This window comes from Paraburkholderia edwinii (assembly GCF_019428685.1).
GTDB classification, from domain to species: domain Bacteria; phylum Pseudomonadota; class Gammaproteobacteria; order Burkholderiales; family Burkholderiaceae; genus Paraburkholderia; species Paraburkholderia edwinii.
Window position 1 is genome coordinate 308,114 of sequence record NZ_CP080095.1, and the last position, 18,845, is coordinate 326,958.

The following is an 18,845-nucleotide window of genomic DNA, read 5'->3' on the forward strand; positions in this document are numbered from 1 at the left end:
ATGCGTCGCGCGGCACGCCCATTGCTTCATCTCACATCATAGGAAGCTGAGTGCGTTGTACGGCAAGCGAAGACATCCGTCCTCGCCGCGCTTCGGCAAAAACCGTTTCATCGGCGAGACGCGCGTGACGCGCGACAGAAGGCAGTATCAAAATGGCACGCTACTACGGCCCCGAATCACTCTTTACTCTCCGGTCCTCGTTTGCGGGACCGGGACTCTCCATGGCGCTCAAATCGACAATCTATAAGGCCGAACTGCAGATCGCCGACATGGATCGGCACTACTACGCCGACCATTCGCTGACCATCGCCCTGCATCCGTCCGAAACCGCCGAGCGGATGATGGTCCGCGTTGCTGCGTTCGCCCTGTTCGCCCAGGAACGGCTCGAGTTCTGCAAAGGCCTCTCTGACACGGACGAACCCGATCTCTGGCAGAAAGATCTGACCGGCGCGATCGAAACGTGGATCGATATCGGCCAGCCCGACGAGCGGCGCATCGCGAAAGCGAGCGGCCGCGCAAACGAGGTCATCGTGATCGCGTATGGCGGCCGGACCTCCGACATCTGGTGGCAAGGCGTGCGCGGCAAGGTCGAGCGGTTGCGCAATGTGACGGTCTGGTCGCTTGGCGAAGATGTCGCAGCGGCGCTCGGCGCGCTCGCGGCAAGAACGATGCGTCTGCAATGCACGGTGCAGGATGGCGCCGCGTGGCTCGGCAGCGCCGACGCCGATGCGGTGCCGATCGAATGGACGGTGTTGAAGGGCGCAGCGGACGCGCGGTCGGTTTCGCAGGGCGCGAAGTGAAATGAAGTAAGTGAGGCTGATCGCCTGGGCACCGGCGCCGACGTGGGCGTCGGCCTTTACAGCGACGTCGTCCGCGCCGCGTCCGGCGGCCCCTTCAGCTCGACCATATTGCCTTCCGGATCAAACAGGTACAGCGACGGCCCGAACCCGTCCGCGCCGTAACGCACCGCTTTTTCGCCGATGCGCGCGCCACGCTCGATCAGATGGGCCTCGAGCGCCGCTTCGTCGAACGGTTCGACGCGCAGACACAGGTGGTCCATATTCCGGCCTGCGGTGGGCGGTCCGCTATCCGGACGGTCGATCTTCGCGCCGACCTGCAACAGATCGATCAGCGAGCGGCCGGCGCGCAACTGGGTCAATCCGATGTCGCGTTGTTCCTTCTCGACGCTGCAACCGAGCGCGTCGCAATAGAAGCGCGTCATCGCGTCGACGTCTTCGACCCTGATTACGACGTGGTCAATCTCGCGGATGTGAAACTTCATGATTGCCGCCTCTTCAACTGGTTTGGAGCCGTGATGAAGAGTGTAGGGGATAGGCGGGAGGGCCGGGCGCAGCAGGGCAAAATGGGAAGATGACTTGCCGGAGAACGCCGCCGCACACGGGACACGACCGCCCGGATACCAGCAACCGCAGGACCGCCACGAAACGTATGGACGAAAAAAAGCCCGCTGATTTGAGCGGGCTGAATCCATATCAGGAGGAGACATGGAGGAGACAGGAATCACTATACACAACGGCCTACCGCGACGCAATAACTTTTTAAGGGAAAACCCGATGTTGTGTCGTTTTGCCACATTGGCATAAGGACGGCGCTTCCGCCCCCAATAATTGGGAAGCGCAGGGAAGCCCCGGCCTGTGTCCAGCCGGGCAGCGACCGCGCAATGACACAGCAAGAAGCGGAGCGTAGTGTGTCGACGTGCGCCGTAATCTGGGAACCGTCGAAACCTGTCCACGAGCGCTAACGATGAAAACCGCATACTCCACCGAATCCGACCGTTGGGCCGCCGTCGCGAGCCACGACGCGCAGGCGGACGGCGCCTTTTTCTACGCCGTGAAGACGACCGGCGTGTTCTGCCGCCCGTCGTGCTCATCGCGCCAGCCGCGCCGCGAGAACGTCGAATTCTTCGCGACCCAGGACGCCGCGCGCGCCGCCGGCTACCGCGACTGCAAGCGCTGTCAGCCGGGCGGTCTGCCGCGCGAGATGGACATCGTCAATCGCGCGTGCGCGGTGCTCGATGCGGACCCGCAGCAGCGGCTGACGCTCGCCCAGCTGAGCGACGCGGTGCATGTGAGCCCGTTCCATCTGCAACGACTTTTCAAGCGCGTGGTCGGCGTGTCGCCGCGCCAGTATCAGGCCGCGCAGCGCGGCGCGGCGCTGCGCGACGCGCTCAAGCGGGGCACCAACGTCACGCGCGCCACGGTCGACGCCGGCTTCAGCTCGCCGTCGCGCATGTACGACACCGCGCCGGCTGAACTCGGCATGGCGCCGTCCGCGTATCGCCGCAAGGGCGCGGGCCTCGTCGTGCGCCATGCGAGCGCATCGACGCCGCTCGGCACCGTGCTCGTCGCGGCCACCGATCGCGGGATCTGCAAGATCGCGTTCGGCGACGACCGGGCCGAACTCGTCGACGGACTCCGTGAGGAATTCGCGAACGCCGAACTCGTCGAGGATGCGGCACGGCTCGCCCCGTTCGTCGCGCAAATCGATGCGTACCTGCGTGGCTCGGAGCAGCGCGTCGACCTGCCGCTCGACATCGCGCCGACAGCGTTCCAGCAGCGCGTCTGGGACGCGCTGCGTCGGATTCCGTACGGCGAGACGCGCAGCTACTCGGAGATCGCGGAAGCGGTCGGCTCGCCGCAGGCCGTGCGGGCGGTCGCCGGCGCGTGCGCATCTAACCCGGTGGCGCTGGCGATTCCGTGCCATCGCGTGCTGCATAAGGACGGGTCGTTGAGCGGCTATCGCTGGGGCGCGGAGCGCAAGGCGGCGCTGCTCGATGCAGAACGGCAGCACGGCGACGGCGCATCGCATGCGGCGCCGGCGAACGGCAAATCGACAAGCGGCGCGTCCACGGCTGCCGCCACTCGCGGCAGGGCAACCTCAAACGCAACCGCAACCCGCCAATCAAACCAAACCGCCGACCTGGGCCACGCCGCTTGAGCACCCAAAACAACATCGAACTCGAACTACCGTTCAAAGCACCGTACGACTGGCCGCGCACGCTGCGCTTCTTCTCGGGCCGCGCAACACCAGGGGTCGAAGCAGTCGAAGAGGGCGCGTACCGGCGCGCGATCGAATGGGCCGGCGACAGCGGCACGCTGCAGGTCACGCAGCATCCGAAGAAGCGCTGCCTCGTCGCGACCATCGACGGCGCCGCCGCGCGCCATGCAGATTCGCTCGTCGAACCGATCTCGCGCATGTTCGACCTGCGCGCCGATCCGCGCGCGATCGGCGCGGCGCTTTCCGCGGATCCGTGGCTCGCGCCGCTCGTCGACGCGGCGCCCGGTCTGCGTGTGCCGGGCGCGTGGTCGGGCTTCGAACTGGTCGTGCGCGCAATCGTCGGCCAGCAGGTCAGCGTGAAAGCCGCGACGACGATCATCGGCCGGCTCGTCGAGCGCGCCGGCAAACGTATCGAAGACCATCCGCACGAACGCACCGCGTGGCGTTTTCCGACACCGGCCGCGCTGGCGTCCGTCGATCTCGCGCAGATCGGCATGCCTGGCAAGCGTGTTGCCGCACTGCAAGGTTTCGCGCAGGCAGTCGCGACCGGCGCGGTGCCGCTCGACGACCCCACCGCCGACGCCGCGGCGCTGCGCGCCGCGCTGCTCGCGCTGCCCGGCATCGGACCGTGGACCGTCGAATACGTCGCAATGCGCGCATGGCGCGACGCCGATGCGTGGCCCGCATGGGATCTGGTACTGATGCAATCGATCGCCGCGCGCGACCCGGCGCTGGTCCGCCCGACCCAGCAGCGCACGCGCACCGATGCGTGGCGGCCGTGGCGCGCGTATGCCGCGATGCACCTGTGGAATGAAGTTACGGACCGGATGGGCGCCGCGCGGGGCGGATAGCACCGGTTAGTTGAGATCGCTAACCGTTGGTATAAAGACGGCATTTATTTGCAAGCTGGCGATCACAGCTCATACCAATCCTAACCATGCCGACCTCAGCCTGACGACCACCGCTCATGGTGCAACGCGAAAACGAGCATAAGCGCGCATAAACGGGTTGCACGCCGTGTAAAACACCCACCTGCGGCGTACAGTAGACGGAGCACGCACGCCCGACCCAGCGCCCGGGCACGCGCTATTCGAACCGAATTGCGCCGCCCGCCGAGTCGCTTCGAAAGCGCGCCAAGTCGGGTCAAGCAGCCGTCGTGGCGAGATGTTAAAGTGCCCGCTACTGAAAATTACGCCGCGCGTGATCAACCGCATCGTGCATGCGGTAGCCGGGTATCACCACCCCGGCAGCGTGCGACATCATTCAATGCCAAACACGAAATCCCCGCGCACGACCGACGCGCTGTTACACCGTCTGTCCGTGCTGACTTCCGGCCCGCAGCGCGACGCGCTGACGACGGGCCTGCGCGGCATCGAAAAAGAAAGTCTGCGTGTCACACACGATTGTCGTCTCGCGACGACGCCGCATCCTCGCGCGCTCGGCTCGGCGCTCACGCATCCGTCGCTGACCACCGATTATTCGGAAGCGCTGCTCGAACTCATCACGCCCGCCGAGCACGACGCCTCGCTCGCGCTCGAGCAACTCGAAACGCTGCATCGCTTCGTCTACGGAAAGCTCGGCAACGAGATTCTGTGGAACAACTCGATGCCCGGGCTGCTGCCCGAAGACGACGAAATCCCGATTGCGCGCTACGGCACATCGAATATCGGCAAGCTGAAGTACGTGTATCGCGTCGGCCTCGCTTTGCGCTATGGGCGCACGATGCAATGCATCGCCGGCATCCACTACAACTATTCGCTGAACGAAGAAGTGTGGCGACTGCTGCACGTCGACCAGCAATCCACTGCGAGCGCGGTCGATTTCCAGTCCGAACGCTATCTCGCGCTGATCCGCAATTTCCGCCGCACGAACTGGCTGCTCATGTATCTGTTCGGCGCGTCGCCGGCGCTCGACAGGCGCTTTTTGCGCAACCGTCCGCATACGCTCGAAGCATTTGACGCCGACACGTTCTATCGCCCGTACGCCACGAGCCTGCGAATGAGCGATCTCGGCTACTCGAACACGACCGGTCAGTCCGCGCTTCATGCGGACTACGACACGCTTTCCGGCTACCTCGATGCGCTCGCCGAAGCGGTCAGCCAGCCTTATCCGCAGTACGAAGCAATCGGTACCAAGCGCGACGGCGAATGGGTGCAGATCAACACGAACGTGCTGCAGATCGAAAACGAGTTCTACTCGACGATCCGGCCGAAGCGCGTCACGTATTCGGGCGAGCGTCCGCTGCATGCACTCGCGGCGCGCGGCGTGCAATACGTCGAAGTCCGTTGCATGGATATCGATCCGTTCGAACCGACCGGCCTGTCGCTCGAAGCCGCGCGCTTCCTCGATGCGTATCTGCTTGTCTGCGCCCTCGAGGACAGCGCGCCGCTGCCGCCGCTCGCGTACACAGAAGCGAACCGCAACTTCTGTCTCGTGACAACGGAAGGCCGCAAGCCGGGCCTCGAACTGATGCGCGATGGTCAGCCCGTGGCGATGATGGATTGGGCGAACACCTTGCTTGATCGCATCGCCATCGCGGCGACCACGCTCGATGCGGTTCAAGGCGGTGACAGTCATACGCGTGCGGTCGCGGCGCAGCGCGCGAAGCTCGCGGACCCGTCGTTGACGCCTTCGGCGCGCGTGCTGCAAACGATGCGCGACAAGCAGCAAGGCTTCCTCGCCTTTGGGCTCGAGCAAAGCGAAGCGCACGCGGCGTACTTCGGCGCGCGGCCGCTCGATGCTGCGTCGGAGAAAGAGTTCGAGACGCTCGCCGTGGAATCGCTCGCCGCACAAGAAAAACTCGAGCGCGAAGAAACGGGCTCATTCGATGCGTTCGTCGCCGCGTATCGCGCGTACACGTTGAACCGCTTCAGCGTCTGACGTCGGCATTCAGAAACTGCGAAAAGTCGCGCGTACGTATCGCGAGGTAACGTCTACCCGCCTGGACCTCGCGCGCGTGCGCGATCAGCAAGAATTCCACCGCCGCCGCCGCGCATCGAGTGAAAGCATCGAAGCGTGGCCCCAAACGTACCCGATCGCATTCAATCGCATGAAACACGCTCGGCGCGCGCGGGTCCAACCTGTATTGCAGTATTGCAGACCGGCCTGCGAAACAGCCTGCGAAGCGCCTGCAGACCGGCGCGCGAAGCTCGCGACGAGGGCGTGCATCGTTCAGGGAGGAAGGATGCGATGAAAAAAGGTCTATTGGCCGTGTTGTGCGTGCTCGCCGCCGGATGCTCGACGCGCGGGCAGGTGAACCCCGACGTGATGCAGATCGCCACGGCGCCGCTCACGTGCTCGACGAAAGCCGAATGCGACATGTGGTGGCAGCGTGCGCGAACCTGGGTGACCGATCATTCGCGCTTCGACGTGACGACCGCCACCGATTCGCTGATCCAGACCGCGGGCCCCGACGGCGGCAAGCGCGACCTCGCTTATCAGATCACGAAGGCGTCGAACAACGACGGCACATCGACGATCGGCTTCTCCGCGCATTGCGACAGCTCGCTCGGGTGCAAGCCGAATCCCTGGGAAGCGGGCGCGGACTTCAAGCAGTACGTGCGAGGCGGCAACACAAACGCGAATGCGAATGTCACGACGCCGGCAGGCACGTCGACGCCACCGGCAACCCATCCCGCCGACGCGATGCCCGGGCAAACGATGCCGTCGCCTACAGGCGAGCCGGTCTCGCAGTAGTCAGCGAGTCCGTCACGCGGCTTTATAGGGATGCTTTAAGACTTCTCCGATTGGACATGTCGATGACCGAATTTATCGTTCGGTCACCCTCAATTCCATCGAGAAGCTCCCATGTACATTCGACTTTTCTTCGCGGCCGCCTGCGTCGCACTCGCGGCTGGTTGCACCACTTCATCCGGTCTTACCTATAACAACGACGTGATCACGTTGGCCAACGGCACGCAGGCGCATCGCGTGCAGTGTCTGGGCCTCGCCGAAACCACGGAAAGCTGTATGGACCAGGTCCGCAAGGTTTGCGGCGACAAGCAGGCGTTGCGCGTGTCCGCTACCGATCGCGCGATCTCCGGCTATAAGCCCGAAAACGATCCGCGTGAAATTCTCTTCACCTGCGCGACGCCGGTCGTTCAGCAGCCTGCTCCGCAAGCGGCGCCGCAACCGGCTCCGCAGCCCGCACCGGCACCCGCGCCGGCTCGCAAGGTCACGCTGCAAGGCGACGCGAACTTCGCCACCAACAGCGCGACGCTCACGCCCGCCGCCAAGGCGAACCTCGACGAATTTATCGCGGCCAATCGCGGCGTCGATGTCCAGCAACTGACGATCGCCGGCTACACCGATTCGACCGGTTCCGCCGCGCTCAACGAGCGGCTGTCGACAGCCCGCGCGCGCTCGGTTCAGGCATATCTCGGATCGCACGGCTTGCGCGCCGCGAATTACAGCGTGAATGGCTACGGCAGCGCATCGCCGGTCGATACGAATGCGACGGCTGCAGGCCGCGCGAAGAATCGCCGCGTCGAAATCCAGGTCGACGGCCAGTAATACCTTTCCGCGGTTTCTTTTCCGCCAGAAAAAACGGGCCGTCGTTCCCCGGACCCGTATTGTGCGGCGGCATCGGCATTGAGCCGATGCCGTTTTTTTTTCGTCCATACCGTTTGCATCGGGCGCGTCGCGAGCACCCTCGCGAATTTCAGCATCCATCGATAGGATGCGCAAATACGCCCGATAGCATTCATGCCTAGGCAACTAAAACGAGCCGTGTCCTCAAGCGTTGGTCACTTTACGTCGCTGCACTTTTAGGTGGCGCAAAGCGTAAAACTCTTTTGCGCCAACGGTTCCATTTGCGGTCGACGACGGCCATTCCCGGATGCCTTATCGGCCCGCGCTGTTAGCAAGCACTCACCTTCAGCGCGCCGTTATTTGCATCTGGCGAGAATAATCGGGTCACTCCTTGCTTAATGAGCACGAAATGCACAGATTTGGTGTGCGTCAGCTCATCTCCTACATCAGACAAAACGCAGATCTTCCTCAAAGCGCCTGCTCGAAAAACAACACTCGATCAGGGGTTGCGCGCGGACTATGTTGAAACTTAATTGCATAGTCAATATTATGTCAGTCAACGAGTTACGCGCGATTCGCGCCATTCGAGACCATGTTCTGACCGCTTCAAAGCGTGCCCGCCCGTGCCGGCCGCAGAGGAAATCCCGCGATGCTGTACCTGAAAAACACCCTTGGCGGCCTGAGCCGCTCCCTGATCGATTCCGCGCTGCTTAATTTTCAGAAGCCGTATCGTTGGTGGAAATTCGCCCTTTATGCAGTCGTTTTCGTGCTGCCGGGCGGATCGCTTGGGGTGTTATTTCTCGCGTGGATCGATCATCGGCGCGCGCGCCGCAGCGCGAAGCCCGCCGCTACGGTCAAGCCGGTCGCGTTGCTGGCCGTAACATCGATGAAAGCAAAGGCGCCGTCGGCCATGAAAAGCATCGCGCCGGGCGCGGTCATCTGCCAGACGCGCTCCGACGCGCCCGCGTGTCGCGCCGCCGCCGGCAAGCAGGCCCGCCAGGGCTCGGCTGACCTTCGCGCGTGAATCGCGTCCAGCGAATCGCAAATCGCCTGATCAGCCTTGCGTCCACGCATACGTTACGGAACCGCCGGTTCAACGTTGACTGACGCTTGAGCCCGCGGGGCCGTTTTGTCGAGCCGCATCCGTCGGGCGCCCGTTTCCCTCGCACATCTGATCAAACACACTGCAGTTCCGGGCAGCGCTGCCTGCAGCAAGGCAGCGCGCGACAGCCCCACCGCCGGGTCGTATCCGCCGACCGCCCAAACATCCTCCTGGCCCTCCGCGTCCGCCGCAGTAACGACACGTAACCTTGCGAACACCCTCCGTAACACATCTGCAAGGCTCACCGCATTACTCTTCTGTCTCCGGGCGAGGCGCAGTAAGCTAGCGGTCGCGCGTCGCGGCACAACCACCTGGCTCACGCGGCAGCTTCGTTCACGCCCGATTTTCATCATCAGCAGCAGACCACGCGCAACCGCCGGCCTTTTGCATTGTCCACGGGCCGAATCGACAGGAATTCAAGGAATTCATTTGCATGCAGTCCGATTTCACGACGCGCCGTAGCGCCACCGCGCCCCGCGCCATGACGATCGCCGTCGCGGCGGCGCTCGCCGCGATGCTGGCCGGCTGCGCGGTCGGCCCCGACTACAAGCGGCCGACAACCGAAATTCCGGCGTCCTACAAGGAAGCCGCGGAAGGCTGGAAGGTTGCGCAGCCGAACGATCAGCACGATCGCGGCCCGTGGTGGACCATTTATAACGATCCGCAGCTCAACGCGCTTGAAGACAAGCTCAACGCGTCAAACCAGTCGATCGCGCAATTCGCCGCCGCCTACCGGCAGGCGCGCGCGCTCGTCGCCGAAGCGCGCTCGGCCTATTTCCCGGTGGTCACGCTGAACGGCAGCGGCGAGCGGCAGCAATCGCCGGCACGCAGCGGCGGCTTCGTCACGGGCACCGGCTCGGTCGGCTCGTCGGGCTCGATTACCAACAGCTTCCGCCTGTCCGCCGACGCGACATGGGAGCCGGATCTGTGGGGCCAGGTGAGCCGCACCGTGGCGGCGCAAAAAGCCGGGCAGCAGGGCGCCGCCGCCGATCTCGCGAACGCGCGCCTGTCGGCACAAGGCACGCTCGCGCAAACCTACTTCGCGCTGCGCTCGCTCGATTCCCAGCAAAAACTGCTCGACGACACCGTCGTGTCGTTCGAAAAGTCGTTGCAATTGACGCAGAATCGCTATGCGCAGGGCGTCGCCGCGCGCTCGGATGTGATCCAAGCGCAGACGCAACTGCAGTCCGCGCAAGCCGCCGCGATCGACAACGGCGTCGCGCGCGCGCAGAACGAGCATGCGATCGCAGTGCTGGTCGGCGAACCCGCTTCGACGTTTTCGCTGCCGCCGGCGCCGCTCGATGCGACGCCGCCCGACGTACCCGCGCAGCTGCCATCGGCACTGCTCGAGCGGCGCCCCGACATCGCGTCGGCCGAGCGCAAGGCCGCGGCCGCGAACGAACAGATCGGCATCGCGATCGCCGCCTACTTCCCGACACTCTCGCTGTCCACGAGCGGCGGCTTCGAAAGCTCAGTGTTCTCGCAGTTGCTGCAGGCGCCATCGCGCTTCTGGACGGTGGGCCCGCAGCTCGCCGCGACGCTCTTCGACTTCGGCCTGCGCGGCGCGCAGACCGACGCGGCACGCGCGGCCTACGACCAGAACGTGGCCACGTATCGGCAGACGGTGCTGACGGCGTTCCAGGACGTCGAGGACAACCTCGCATCGCTGCGTATTCTCGGCAGGGAAATCGTCGTGCAGCAGCAGGCCGTGCAGTCGGCGCAGCAGGCGCTCGCGATCGTCACGAACGAGTACAAGGCCGGCACCGTCGACTATCTGAACGTGCTCGCCGCGCAGACCACGGCGTTTAACGCGGAGCAGAAGCTCGCGAGCATCGCGGGCCAGCGCATGGTGTCGTCGGCTGGACTCGTGAAGGCGCTCGGCGGCGGCTGGGATGTCGCGCAGATGAATCGCGAAGATGGCGGGGTCGCGGCGCCGGCGCCCGCCCCGGCGGAAGGTGCGTCGGCGCCGCAAGCGGCAGCTGGTTCAGCGCCGGTCGCGCAGAAGGGCGCCGCCGCGGGCGAAGTGCGCAACGACTAACCGGTCGGGAACAAGCGGCGCGGCCAACGACCCTACCCACGCCTCAATGCGTGAAATCGAGCGAAACCGTCCCTTTCCCCACCGGCGGCCCGATCAGATTTAACAGTCCCGCGAGATTGTCGAGCTGATCCGGCGTCGCGCTCGCGGTGCCCTGAAACGACGTCGACTGCCCACCGAACGACCCACGCCCATTCAGCAGCAACGGTCCCTTCAGCGTCGACAGATCGACCGTCGCCGCCGCGCCTTGCGCCTGAATCACGACGCGATACGAGCCGAGCGGCTTCACACGCGACACGCTCGAACTCATTTCGTTGAGCAGCACTGAGAGCTGCCCGAACGCGTCGCGGCCGAAGCTGCGCCAGTCGGTCCACGACAGCCGCACATCGCCTTGCAGGTTCAGCGTATTGAACGGCGCGCCGAGACCCGCGAGCAGCGACGCCGGCACCTGAATCGCGCCCGCCGTCATGGTGGCGCCAAGGCGCGACACATCGACCTGAACCGCGTCAGGCATCGCATCGGTCTGGCGCATCCGCATGCGCACGCGGCCCGTGAAAAGCGGCCAGAACGACGTCTGCCATTCGATACGCCCCGGCAGCAGCGTCGCGCCGGCGCCGTCGGGACCCGCGGCCAGCATCAACACTGCGGAGCCCTGCCACAGCGATCCATCGGGTTCGATCAGATTCACGTGCCCATGCGTCGCCTTCGCGAATTGCGGCGTAATCCATGCGGCCGGCAGCGTGACGAGCAGCACCGCGCCGCATGAAAACAGCGCGACGATCACCCACGGCAACGCAGCGCCGATGCGGCGCATCCAGAGATTCTTCACAGGGGTTATCCGCGCCGGGTCACTTGATCGTCGCCGGCTGCAGCGACGCGGTCAGATCGACCTGGCCGTCTTCCTTCAGCGCGGTCACATGCGCTTCGGACACCTGCACCTTGAACTGGCGGCGCACCTCGTCGAGCCACGCGGTCCACGCCGGAAACGACGCGTTTTTCAACTGGATCTGCACCGCATTGCCAATGACCTGCACCTGCGTCGCGTTCAGGCCGTGATCGCTGAGCGACGCGGTCAGCGCGTCCTTGAGCGCACCGCCGGTCGGCGCGACGCCTTGCGCGATGCCGGCGAGCGCGCGCGCCTCGTTGGCCTGCCCCGTCATTTGCGCGAGCTGCCGCTGCAAGCCGGGCAGCGATTGGAGCAGACTCGAGCGGCCTTCCTGCGCGGGCGACCACAACACCGACCACGCGATCACAATAGCCAGCACCACCGAGCCCCATGTCAGCAGCGCTTTTTCGCGCGTGTTGCGCGCGCCCCAGAAGCCGGCCCACGCTTCGAGCAGTTGTTCTTTCATTGTCCGCTCCTGATGGTCCACTTGCCCGTATTGCTGTCGATGGCGCCGGAGAGCCCGTTGCGCGCGAGGCGCTGGCCGAAGTCGGCATCGACCTTCACGGTCGGCTTGAACGTCACGTCGAGGCGGTGGTTCTGATAATCGAGCGCGGCAAGCCCGTTGACGGGCAACGGTCCGAGCGAGCGCGCGAGACCGTCCGCGAGCGACAGGAAGTCTTCCGGCGACAATTCACCCGCGGCGACGCGCAACTGCTGCAATTGCCGCGTCATCTGGCCCGGCGCGTCGAGCACGACGGTCGTCTTCGGGAATGCGTTGAGCAACGCCTCGGTCATCTGCGCGTTGATCGCATCGCGCTCGCGCGCGAGGATCAGCCACTGCACGTTCGCACCGATGACCGCCACGAGCGCGGCAGCGGCGACGAGTGCGAGCGGCGCGCGCAGGCGGCGCAGCGTCGCACGGTCAAGCCGCCACGGCTGCGACGTGAATTCGAACTGGCACAAATCGAAGCGGCATTCGAGCGCGCGCTGCGCGAGCGTCTCGAACGTCAACGGATGCGCGGTCACCTGATGCGCGGCGCTGTCGATGGCGCGCTGCATCGGCGCGTCGGCCGCTGCGAGAGACGTGACGTGCGGCTCGCGGCCGGGCAAGCCGGTCAGCGCATAGAACGTGAGCGGCGTATCGCCGGCGAGGGCGGTAAGCGTCGCGCCGACCGCGCTCGCCGGCACCGCGTAGCCTTCGCCGATACGCCCGCGTGCGATCGCCAGTTCGACGCGCGGCGCGGGCGCTTCCTGCGGCACATCGCCGAGCAGCACGGCGGGCGAGGACTGCACGGCCTCGCCAAGCAATGCTGCAACAATCGGCTCGTGCGACGGCGCGGAAGCATCGGCCGCGGCGTCACCGTTGCCGCCGGCCGCGCCGGAAGCGGAAGCACCGGAAGCGGCGCCAGACCCGGCATCGGAAGCTGGCGCCCCCCGCGCCGCAGTCACCTCGGCATGCGCATCCGACATCGCCTCGGCAAGCGCGTCGTCCACTGCCACAGCCGACAGCGGCCGCGGCAAACACGCCGTGACCGGCACCGCGCGCAAATTCCGGTGGCCCGCGCCGACAAACGCCTCGTGAATAAACCGGAACCACCCGCGATCGACGATCGCCAGCAGACGCCGTCCATCGGCAAGCGGCTGCGCATCGATCGCGATATGGCAGGTCTGCGGATCCTGAATCAGTTGATCCTCGACGACGTTCGGCAATGCCTGGCGCAAGCGCGGCCCTTTCAGCGCGGGCACGGCGGCCGCCATCATCAGCAGGTCGCGCGCGGCGACCATCAGCACCGTCGACGACGCGCGCGGCAACAGCGCAAGCGACGCCTCGCCGGCGCGCATCGTGCGCCCCGACTTGTCGATGAGCAGAAACGGCATCTCCGGCAGTTGCCATTCCTGCGACGGCACCGCCGGATCACGCGGCGGCAATAGAACGATCAGCGTGCTCAAGGCCCACTCTCTCCGGGAAAAGCGTTATTCATAGTTGGTCCCGCTCCCGTACGATACGCGTCGTATGAGTCAGCGCGTCGCGATAGACGAGCGTCGTGCGATCCACCTCGGCACGTTCGTGCTGTACGCGCCCGTGCACGACGAAGTAGCTCGAATTGACATCCATCTGGCTCGGGTCGAACACCGTAGCCGGCACACCCGCCGCGCTGAGCGCGAGCTGCACATCGGCGATATTGTGGAAGAACACGGTTTCGCGGCGCGCGACAAGCGCCTGCGCGCTCGACACGTTCATGCCCGGCACGATTGCGGCGATCACTTCCGCGGGCGCGGTGTTCATGTTGACCGCGGTCACCGTCGGCAGGATCGTGACGAACGGACGCAACCGCTGGACCATCTCGGACGTGAAGCCCGGTACGTCGAGCAGCGAATCGACACTCGTCATTTGCAGCGGCACGACCGAAGGGTTCGAGTCCGAATCCGATAACCCCGGGTTGTCCGTGTACTCGCCGCCCGTCGCGCCGCCCGCCACAACCGGGCCGCTGGCGGCGCCCGGCACGCTAGTCGGATTCGTCGGGTTCGTCGACTGGAAGCGCGTCGCCGAATGCTTGAGGCTCGCCCGCATCTGCAGCGCCGCATTTTTCGCGAGCTGGCCGTTCAACCCAAGCGTGGAAAGCAGCCGCGCAAACACTTCGATCTGCTGCAGGTTCAGTTGCAGCACGCCGGGCGTCGCATTCGATACAAGATTGCGCAGGTTGAACTTCGCTTGCGCGTCTTCGATCGAGCCTGAGAGGAACGTATCGGAGCCTTCCGAACCGTGCGCGTCGCCGATCTGCCCGAGAAAATCGGACAGGCGCGTCTTTGCGATCGGCACGCCCCAGATGCCGCCGAGATACGTGATGCCGGCCGACGTATCGGCTTCCGAGCGCAAAATAAGCCGCGTCCAGTCGAGCGCGCCGCGGCCGACCCACTGCGCCTGCGCGAGCAGCCGCTGGTTTTCGATGCGGCGCACCTGTACCTGCTGCCGCCACAAAATGCCCGACACGAGAATCGCCGACAGCGCGACGACGAGCAGCGCGCTGATAATCGCGACGCCGGATTCGCGCGATCGCGCTCGCGACCTGCTTGTCGACCCTTTTTGCGGCTCTGGTTCCGGACATGCGCGGCACGCGCGCGGCAGGCGGTTCACGGCCATCACTCCCCGACGAGAAACACCCGCGTCACCGGGCGCTTCAACGCAGCCGCGCCGATGCTGATCTCGAGCCCGGTCACCGCGCGCGGAATCGGCGCATTGCCGAGCTGCGGCACTTTCAGGTTGTTCAGGTTCTCGCTCATCGCGGATTGCACGTCCTTCATCTCCGTCGTCCAGCCGGCCTTCGTCACAAAGATACGCGCGGTAATCGTGCCGATGCCGCCCATCAGCGGCACCGCGCTCCAGTTGCCGTTCTCGTCGCCGGACAGCGCGCGCCGCACTTCGCCGATGTTTTTCAGCGCCGGCGATGCATAGCGCGTGATGCGTCCATCCGACACGCGGTAACGCACGACCTGCAGCCGCGGCGGCGAACCCGGCGCATACAGCTCGCGCACGATCTGCAGCCCGCTCGACGCGACCGACACCGACGGCTCGCCGACTTCGTCTTCAGTCGCCGCCTGGCGCGCGTCGATGCGCATCTGGTCGAACAGCTGCGCGAAGACGCGCTCGTCCTCCATCGCATTCGTGACCGTCTGCCGGCCGCGGATGATCTGATCAAGCCCGCGCCACGACAGCACGGCGATCACCGCGAGAATCGCGATCGCGACGAGCAGCTCGATCAGCGTGAAACCGCCCACCGTGCGCCGCCGCTTCATCGCGCGTTCGCGTTCGGCCCGACGTGTCGCGCCGCGCGCCGTGCCACAGGCCACGCGACGTTCAAAGCGGCCGGTTCGATTCATTCGGGACCACCGTCACCATCTGCGCGAGCGCGCCAGCCCGGCCCGGCATCTTCACCACGACCTCGACGCGTCGAAACACCGGATTCGGCGTCGTCGACACATTCTCCGTGCAAATCAGCTGCAGGTTGCCCTGCGAACAATCGAAACTTTGCGAACCGATTTCGGGAAACGAGTGCGTAAGCCGCAATTGCGCCAGCGTGTTGTCCGCGCTCCAGCCGGCCAGCAGCCGCCGATGCAGATCGGCTTCGCCGGTCGCCAGCGCGCCGACCGCGCGCAGCGAGGCCGCCAGCGCAACCGCGATGATCGCGAGCGCGACAAGCACTTCGATCATCGTGAAGCCGCGATTGCCACGATCGCCACGACTGCCGCCGCGTACGCGACGGTTGCCACGAACACCGCGATTGCAAAAACCCACGCGCCACATCATCAACGCACCTCATACCGGCCATTCCCGGTACCGACGATCGTCGCGCTGCCGACGCCCGAATACAGCGTCACCGTGACCGGCGTGTCGATGCTCTCGGTGCCGAACACGATGCGGTCGCCCTGTTTATCCGAACCCGGGTAATTGATCGATACGCCGGTTACACCGCCTTCCCAGTTGCGCGGGCCGAGCAGATCGTCGCGCAGCGTGCGCCAGCCGTCTTCGGTATGGATATCGAAGCGAAAACCGTTTTCGAGCGGCATCCACGCGATCGGCCGCGCACGCACCTGCGCCTCGTCGCCGGCCGATTCGAACAACAACGCGAGACGCTGCGCTTCCTCGTTCAGATCGGTGCGCGGATTGCGCGACAACGACAGCGACGCCAGCGAAACCAGCAAACCGACGATCACGAGCACGACCATCATCTCGAGCAGCGTGAAGCCGTGCTGGCGCCGGCTCGCGTACGGCAAGCGCGCGCCGCCGGAAGCAGCGCGACGCGCAAAAGCCGGGCAGGGAAGTGAACGCATGATGCGCGACGAAACTCGACTACCGAACCGTGAGAATTTCAGCGCCCGTCACTGCCACGAACCGACATCGGCATCGTTGCCTTCGCCGCCCGGTTTACCGTCCGCGCCATAGCTGAACACGTCGATTTCACCGTGCACGCCGGGGTTCAGGTACTGATACTGATTGCCCCACGGATCGTTCGGCAGGCGTTCGAGATAGCCGCCGTCCTTCCAGTTGTTCGGTACGGGGTCGGTAGTCGGCTTTTCGACGAGCGAGCGCAAGCCCTGCTCCTGAGTCGGATAACGGCCGTTATCGAGGCGATACAGCTTCATCGCCTGCATGATCGTGCCGATGTCCTGCTTCGCGGCGACACGGCGCGCCTCGTCCGGCCGGCTCATGATCTTCGGCACGATCAGCGCGGCGAGAATGCCGAGAATCGCGATCACGACCATGATTTCGATCAGCGTGAACCCCCGTTGACGACGGGCGCGGGCACCCACGATTTCCGTGCGGCGATTCGTCCACATTTGCATAGCTTGCTACCTCATTCCAATTGATTTGTTCGCTGTTGCACCGGCCCGGCGGAACTCGCCAAAACCGGCGCATATGGTGCGCCTTTCAGTGTGAACGGCGCATTTTCCGCAGTCCCTTTCAACACACTTTCCGTGGCGCGGCCGCTCATTCTAAAGGGATGCCATCGTACCGCTTCGATACATCGCAACTTTCACATTTATCCGTACAATGTCGCGCATGACAGCCCTCCAAGTTCGCCTCATTTCGCTCCTGTGCTTCGCGGTGTTCTGCGCGACGGCAACCTATTGGGTCGTCACGCTGACGTCACATCGCGGTCCCACCGTGCCCGCCGCCGCGGCGCGCCCGCCGGTCTCGGTCGATCAGGCAGCCACGCTGTTCGGCGGACAGCTCACCCGCACCGTCAATCAGGACGTGCGCCTCTACGGCATCCTCGCGCTGCACGACGGCGCCGCCGCGATCGTCAGCGTCGGCGGCGAACCGCCGCATACGGTGTCGCTCGGCAACGCGATCATGGAAGGCGCGAAACTCTCCGAAGTGCGCGCCCGTTCGATCATCATCGATCGCAACGGCTCGCATTCGGAAGTGTTCCTGCCGGCCAACGCGCCGGGGCCCACTATCTACGTGCGCTGAACCTGCGCCGGTAAATATCCGACGCTGCTGCATCGCGCGGATTCTTCGCCGGCGCGGCTCGCCGCGCACTGCCTCGCGCTTACTGCACGAGGTTATTCAGTTCGATGATCGGCATCATCACCGCCAGCACGATCACGAGCACGACGCCACCCATCGCCAGAATCAGCAGCGGCTCGAGCAAGCTTGTCAGGAACATCGTGCGGCGTTCGAGTTCGCGCGATTCGCCTTCGGATGCGCGGTCGAGCATCGTCGTCACGTCGCCGGTCGCTTCACCTGAACGGATCAGGTGCACGAGCACCGGCGGGAATGTCTTCGTATTGCCAAGCGCGCGCGACAATGACGTGCCTTCGCGCACGCGCACGATCGCATCGTCGATATTCGTGCGCATTGCGCGGTTGCTGAGCGTTTCGCCGGCCGCCTGCAGCGCGCGCAGAATCGGCACGCCGGCCGCGGTCAGAATGCCGAGCGTGCTCGCGAAACGCACCGTGTTATAGCCGCGCACGAGCTTGCCGAGCAGCGGCGCAGTAAGCAGCCACCGGTCGAACGCGAGGCGCGGCCCGGGCTGCTTCAGAATCGTGCGCACCACGTACACGACCACGACAACCGCGATCAGCGCCGCCCACCAGTAGCTTCGAACGAAACCGGACAGCGACATCATCAGGATCGTCAGAAACGGCAGTTGCTGTTTCGTGCTGGCGAACACATTGACGACCTGCGGCACCACATAGCTGAGCAGAAACGTCACGATACCGAACGCGATGAGCGTGACGATCGCCGGATACGTGAACGCGAGCACGATCTTCTGCTTCAGCGCATTGCGCTGTTCGATGTAATCCGCGAGGCGCGACAGCACGAGACCGAGCTTGCCCGTATGCTCGCCGGCCGCAACGAGGGCGCGATAAATGTCGGGAAAGTCCTTCGGATGCTGCGACAGCGCATTCGCGAGCGAATGGCCGCCGAGCACTTCCGCGCGAATCGCAGCCATCAGTTCGCGAATGTAGTCGCGTTCCGATTGCTCGGTCAGCACCGCGAGCGCTTCGTCGAGCGGCAGGCCCGCGATCAGCAGGCTCGCGAGCTGGCGCGTCAGAATCGCCTGCTCGCGCTGCGACAGCTTGCGGCCGAGCGACAGACGCTGGCTGCGTTCGCCGCGCGTACGCGTCGCGGCGGGTTCGACGACGAGCGGCGTCAGTCCTTGCGTGCGCAATTGCGAGCGAGCGCCGCGCGCGCTGTCCGCATCGAGCACGCCTTTTTGCGCCTTGCCCGCTGCGTCGATCGCTTCGAAACGAAAAGCAGGCATTCG

At 65.1% G+C, this 18,845-nt stretch carries 19 protein-coding genes; 9 read left to right on the forward strand and 10 right to left on the reverse strand.

The features are described from left to right. Positions 1–221: 221 nt before the first annotated feature. Entirely contained in the window at positions 222–800 is a 579-nt protein-coding gene (locus KZJ38_RS01310; protein WP_219798441.1) for a YaeQ family protein, read from the forward strand. 56 nt (positions 801–856) lie between these two features. Here KZJ38_RS01310 and KZJ38_RS01315 read toward each other — a convergent pair whose 3' ends face one another. Beyond that, a complete protein-coding gene (locus KZJ38_RS01315) occupies positions 857–1,282 on the reverse strand; it encodes a VOC family protein (protein ID WP_219798442.1) in 426 nt (141 codons plus the stop codon). Positions 1,283–1,764: 482 nt separating this feature from the next. Here KZJ38_RS01315 and ada point away from each other — a divergent pair, with 482 nt between their 5' ends. The 7 genes from ada (at position 1,765) to KZJ38_RS01350 (ending at position 10,688) form a co-directional block, all read left to right on the forward strand. Then, on the forward strand, positions 1,765–2,958 hold the full coding sequence (gene ada, locus KZJ38_RS01320; protein ID WP_219798443.1) for a bifunctional DNA-binding transcriptional regulator/O6-methylguanine-DNA methyltransferase Ada: 1,194 nt from the start codon (positions 1,765–1,767) through the stop codon (positions 2,956–2,958). Continuing rightward, positions 2,955–3,869, forward strand: a complete 915-nt coding sequence (locus KZJ38_RS01325) for a DNA-3-methyladenine glycosylase family protein (protein WP_219798444.1) — start codon at positions 2,955–2,957, stop codon at positions 3,867–3,869. The genes ada and KZJ38_RS01325 overlap by 4 nt, the downstream gene beginning before the upstream one ends. 415 nt (positions 3,870–4,284) lie before the next feature. Then, the gene (gene gshA, locus KZJ38_RS01330; RefSeq protein WP_219798445.1) at positions 4,285–5,898 is read left to right on the forward strand and encodes a glutamate--cysteine ligase; all 1,614 of its coding nucleotides are present in this window, start codon (positions 4,285–4,287) and stop codon (positions 5,896–5,898) included. 309 nt (positions 5,899–6,207) lie between these two features. Beyond that, positions 6,208–6,714, forward strand: coding sequence for a hypothetical protein (locus KZJ38_RS01335; protein ID WP_219798446.1), 507 nt, complete (start codon positions 6,208–6,210; stop codon positions 6,712–6,714). 111 nt (positions 6,715–6,825) lie between these two features. Continuing rightward, complete coding sequence (locus tag KZJ38_RS01340) at positions 6,826–7,530, forward strand: OmpA family protein (RefSeq protein WP_219798447.1); 705 nt, start codon at positions 6,826–6,828, stop codon at positions 7,528–7,530. A gap of 667 nt (positions 7,531–8,197) precedes the next feature. Beyond that, a complete protein-coding gene (locus tag KZJ38_RS01345; RefSeq protein ID WP_219798448.1) occupies positions 8,198–8,572 on the forward strand; it encodes a hypothetical protein in 375 nt (124 codons plus the stop codon). A gap of 511 nt (positions 8,573–9,083) precedes the next feature. Continuing rightward, a complete protein-coding gene (locus KZJ38_RS01350; protein WP_219798449.1) occupies positions 9,084–10,688 on the forward strand; it encodes an efflux transporter outer membrane subunit in 1,605 nt (534 codons plus the stop codon). Positions 10,689–10,731: 43 nt separating this feature from the next. Here the strand turns inward: KZJ38_RS01350 and KZJ38_RS01355 are convergent, their stop codons facing one another. From KZJ38_RS01355 to gspG, 8 genes are all read right to left on the reverse strand, one after another. Beyond that, the gene (locus KZJ38_RS01355) at positions 10,732–11,499 is read right to left on the reverse strand and encodes a type II secretion system protein N (protein ID WP_219800056.1); all 768 of its coding nucleotides are present in this window, start codon (positions 11,497–11,499) and stop codon (positions 10,732–10,734) included. A 34-nt stretch (positions 11,500–11,533) separates the two neighbouring features. Next, positions 11,534–12,037, reverse strand: a complete 504-nt coding sequence (locus KZJ38_RS01360; protein WP_219798450.1) for a type II secretion system protein M — start codon at positions 12,035–12,037, stop codon at positions 11,534–11,536. Further along, entirely contained in the window at positions 12,034–13,521 is a 1,488-nt protein-coding gene (gspL, locus tag KZJ38_RS01365) for a type II secretion system protein GspL (RefSeq protein WP_219798451.1), read from the reverse strand. The genes KZJ38_RS01360 and gspL overlap by 4 nt, the downstream gene beginning before the upstream one ends. Before the next feature lie 28 nt (positions 13,522–13,549). After that, positions 13,550–14,713, reverse strand: a complete 1,164-nt coding sequence (gene gspK / locus KZJ38_RS01370; RefSeq protein WP_219798452.1) for a type II secretion system minor pseudopilin GspK — start codon at positions 14,711–14,713, stop codon at positions 13,550–13,552. Next, a complete protein-coding gene (locus KZJ38_RS01375; RefSeq protein WP_425518291.1) occupies positions 14,713–15,450 on the reverse strand; it encodes a PulJ/GspJ family protein in 738 nt (245 codons plus the stop codon). Before KZJ38_RS01375 ends, gspK begins: the two co-directional genes overlap by 1 nt. Then, a complete protein-coding gene (gspI, locus tag KZJ38_RS01380; protein WP_246641601.1) occupies positions 15,428–15,781 on the reverse strand; it encodes a type II secretion system minor pseudopilin GspI in 354 nt (117 codons plus the stop codon). Before gspI ends, KZJ38_RS01375 begins: the two co-directional genes overlap by 23 nt. A 95-nt stretch (positions 15,782–15,876) precedes the next feature. After that, positions 15,877–16,401: a GspH/FimT family pseudopilin gene (locus tag KZJ38_RS01385; protein ID WP_219798453.1), complete on the reverse strand. Its 525-nt coding sequence runs from the start codon at positions 16,399–16,401 to the stop codon at positions 15,877–15,879. Positions 16,402–16,449: 48 nt separating this feature from the next. After that, positions 16,450–16,914: a type II secretion system major pseudopilin GspG gene (gene gspG, locus KZJ38_RS01390; protein ID WP_219798454.1), complete on the reverse strand. Its 465-nt coding sequence runs from the start codon at positions 16,912–16,914 to the stop codon at positions 16,450–16,452. A 217-nt stretch (positions 16,915–17,131) separates the two neighbouring features. Here gspG and KZJ38_RS01395 point away from each other — a divergent pair, with 217 nt between their 5' ends. Further along, positions 17,132–17,545: a type II secretion system protein N gene (locus KZJ38_RS01395; protein WP_219798455.1), complete on the forward strand. Its 414-nt coding sequence runs from the start codon at positions 17,132–17,134 to the stop codon at positions 17,543–17,545. 79 nt (positions 17,546–17,624) lie between these two features. Here the strand turns inward: KZJ38_RS01395 and gspF are convergent, their stop codons facing one another. Then, a complete protein-coding gene (gene gspF, locus KZJ38_RS01400) occupies positions 17,625–18,842 on the reverse strand; it encodes a type II secretion system inner membrane protein GspF (RefSeq protein ID WP_219798456.1) in 1,218 nt (405 codons plus the stop codon). Between the last annotated feature and the right edge of the window lie 3 nt (positions 18,843–18,845).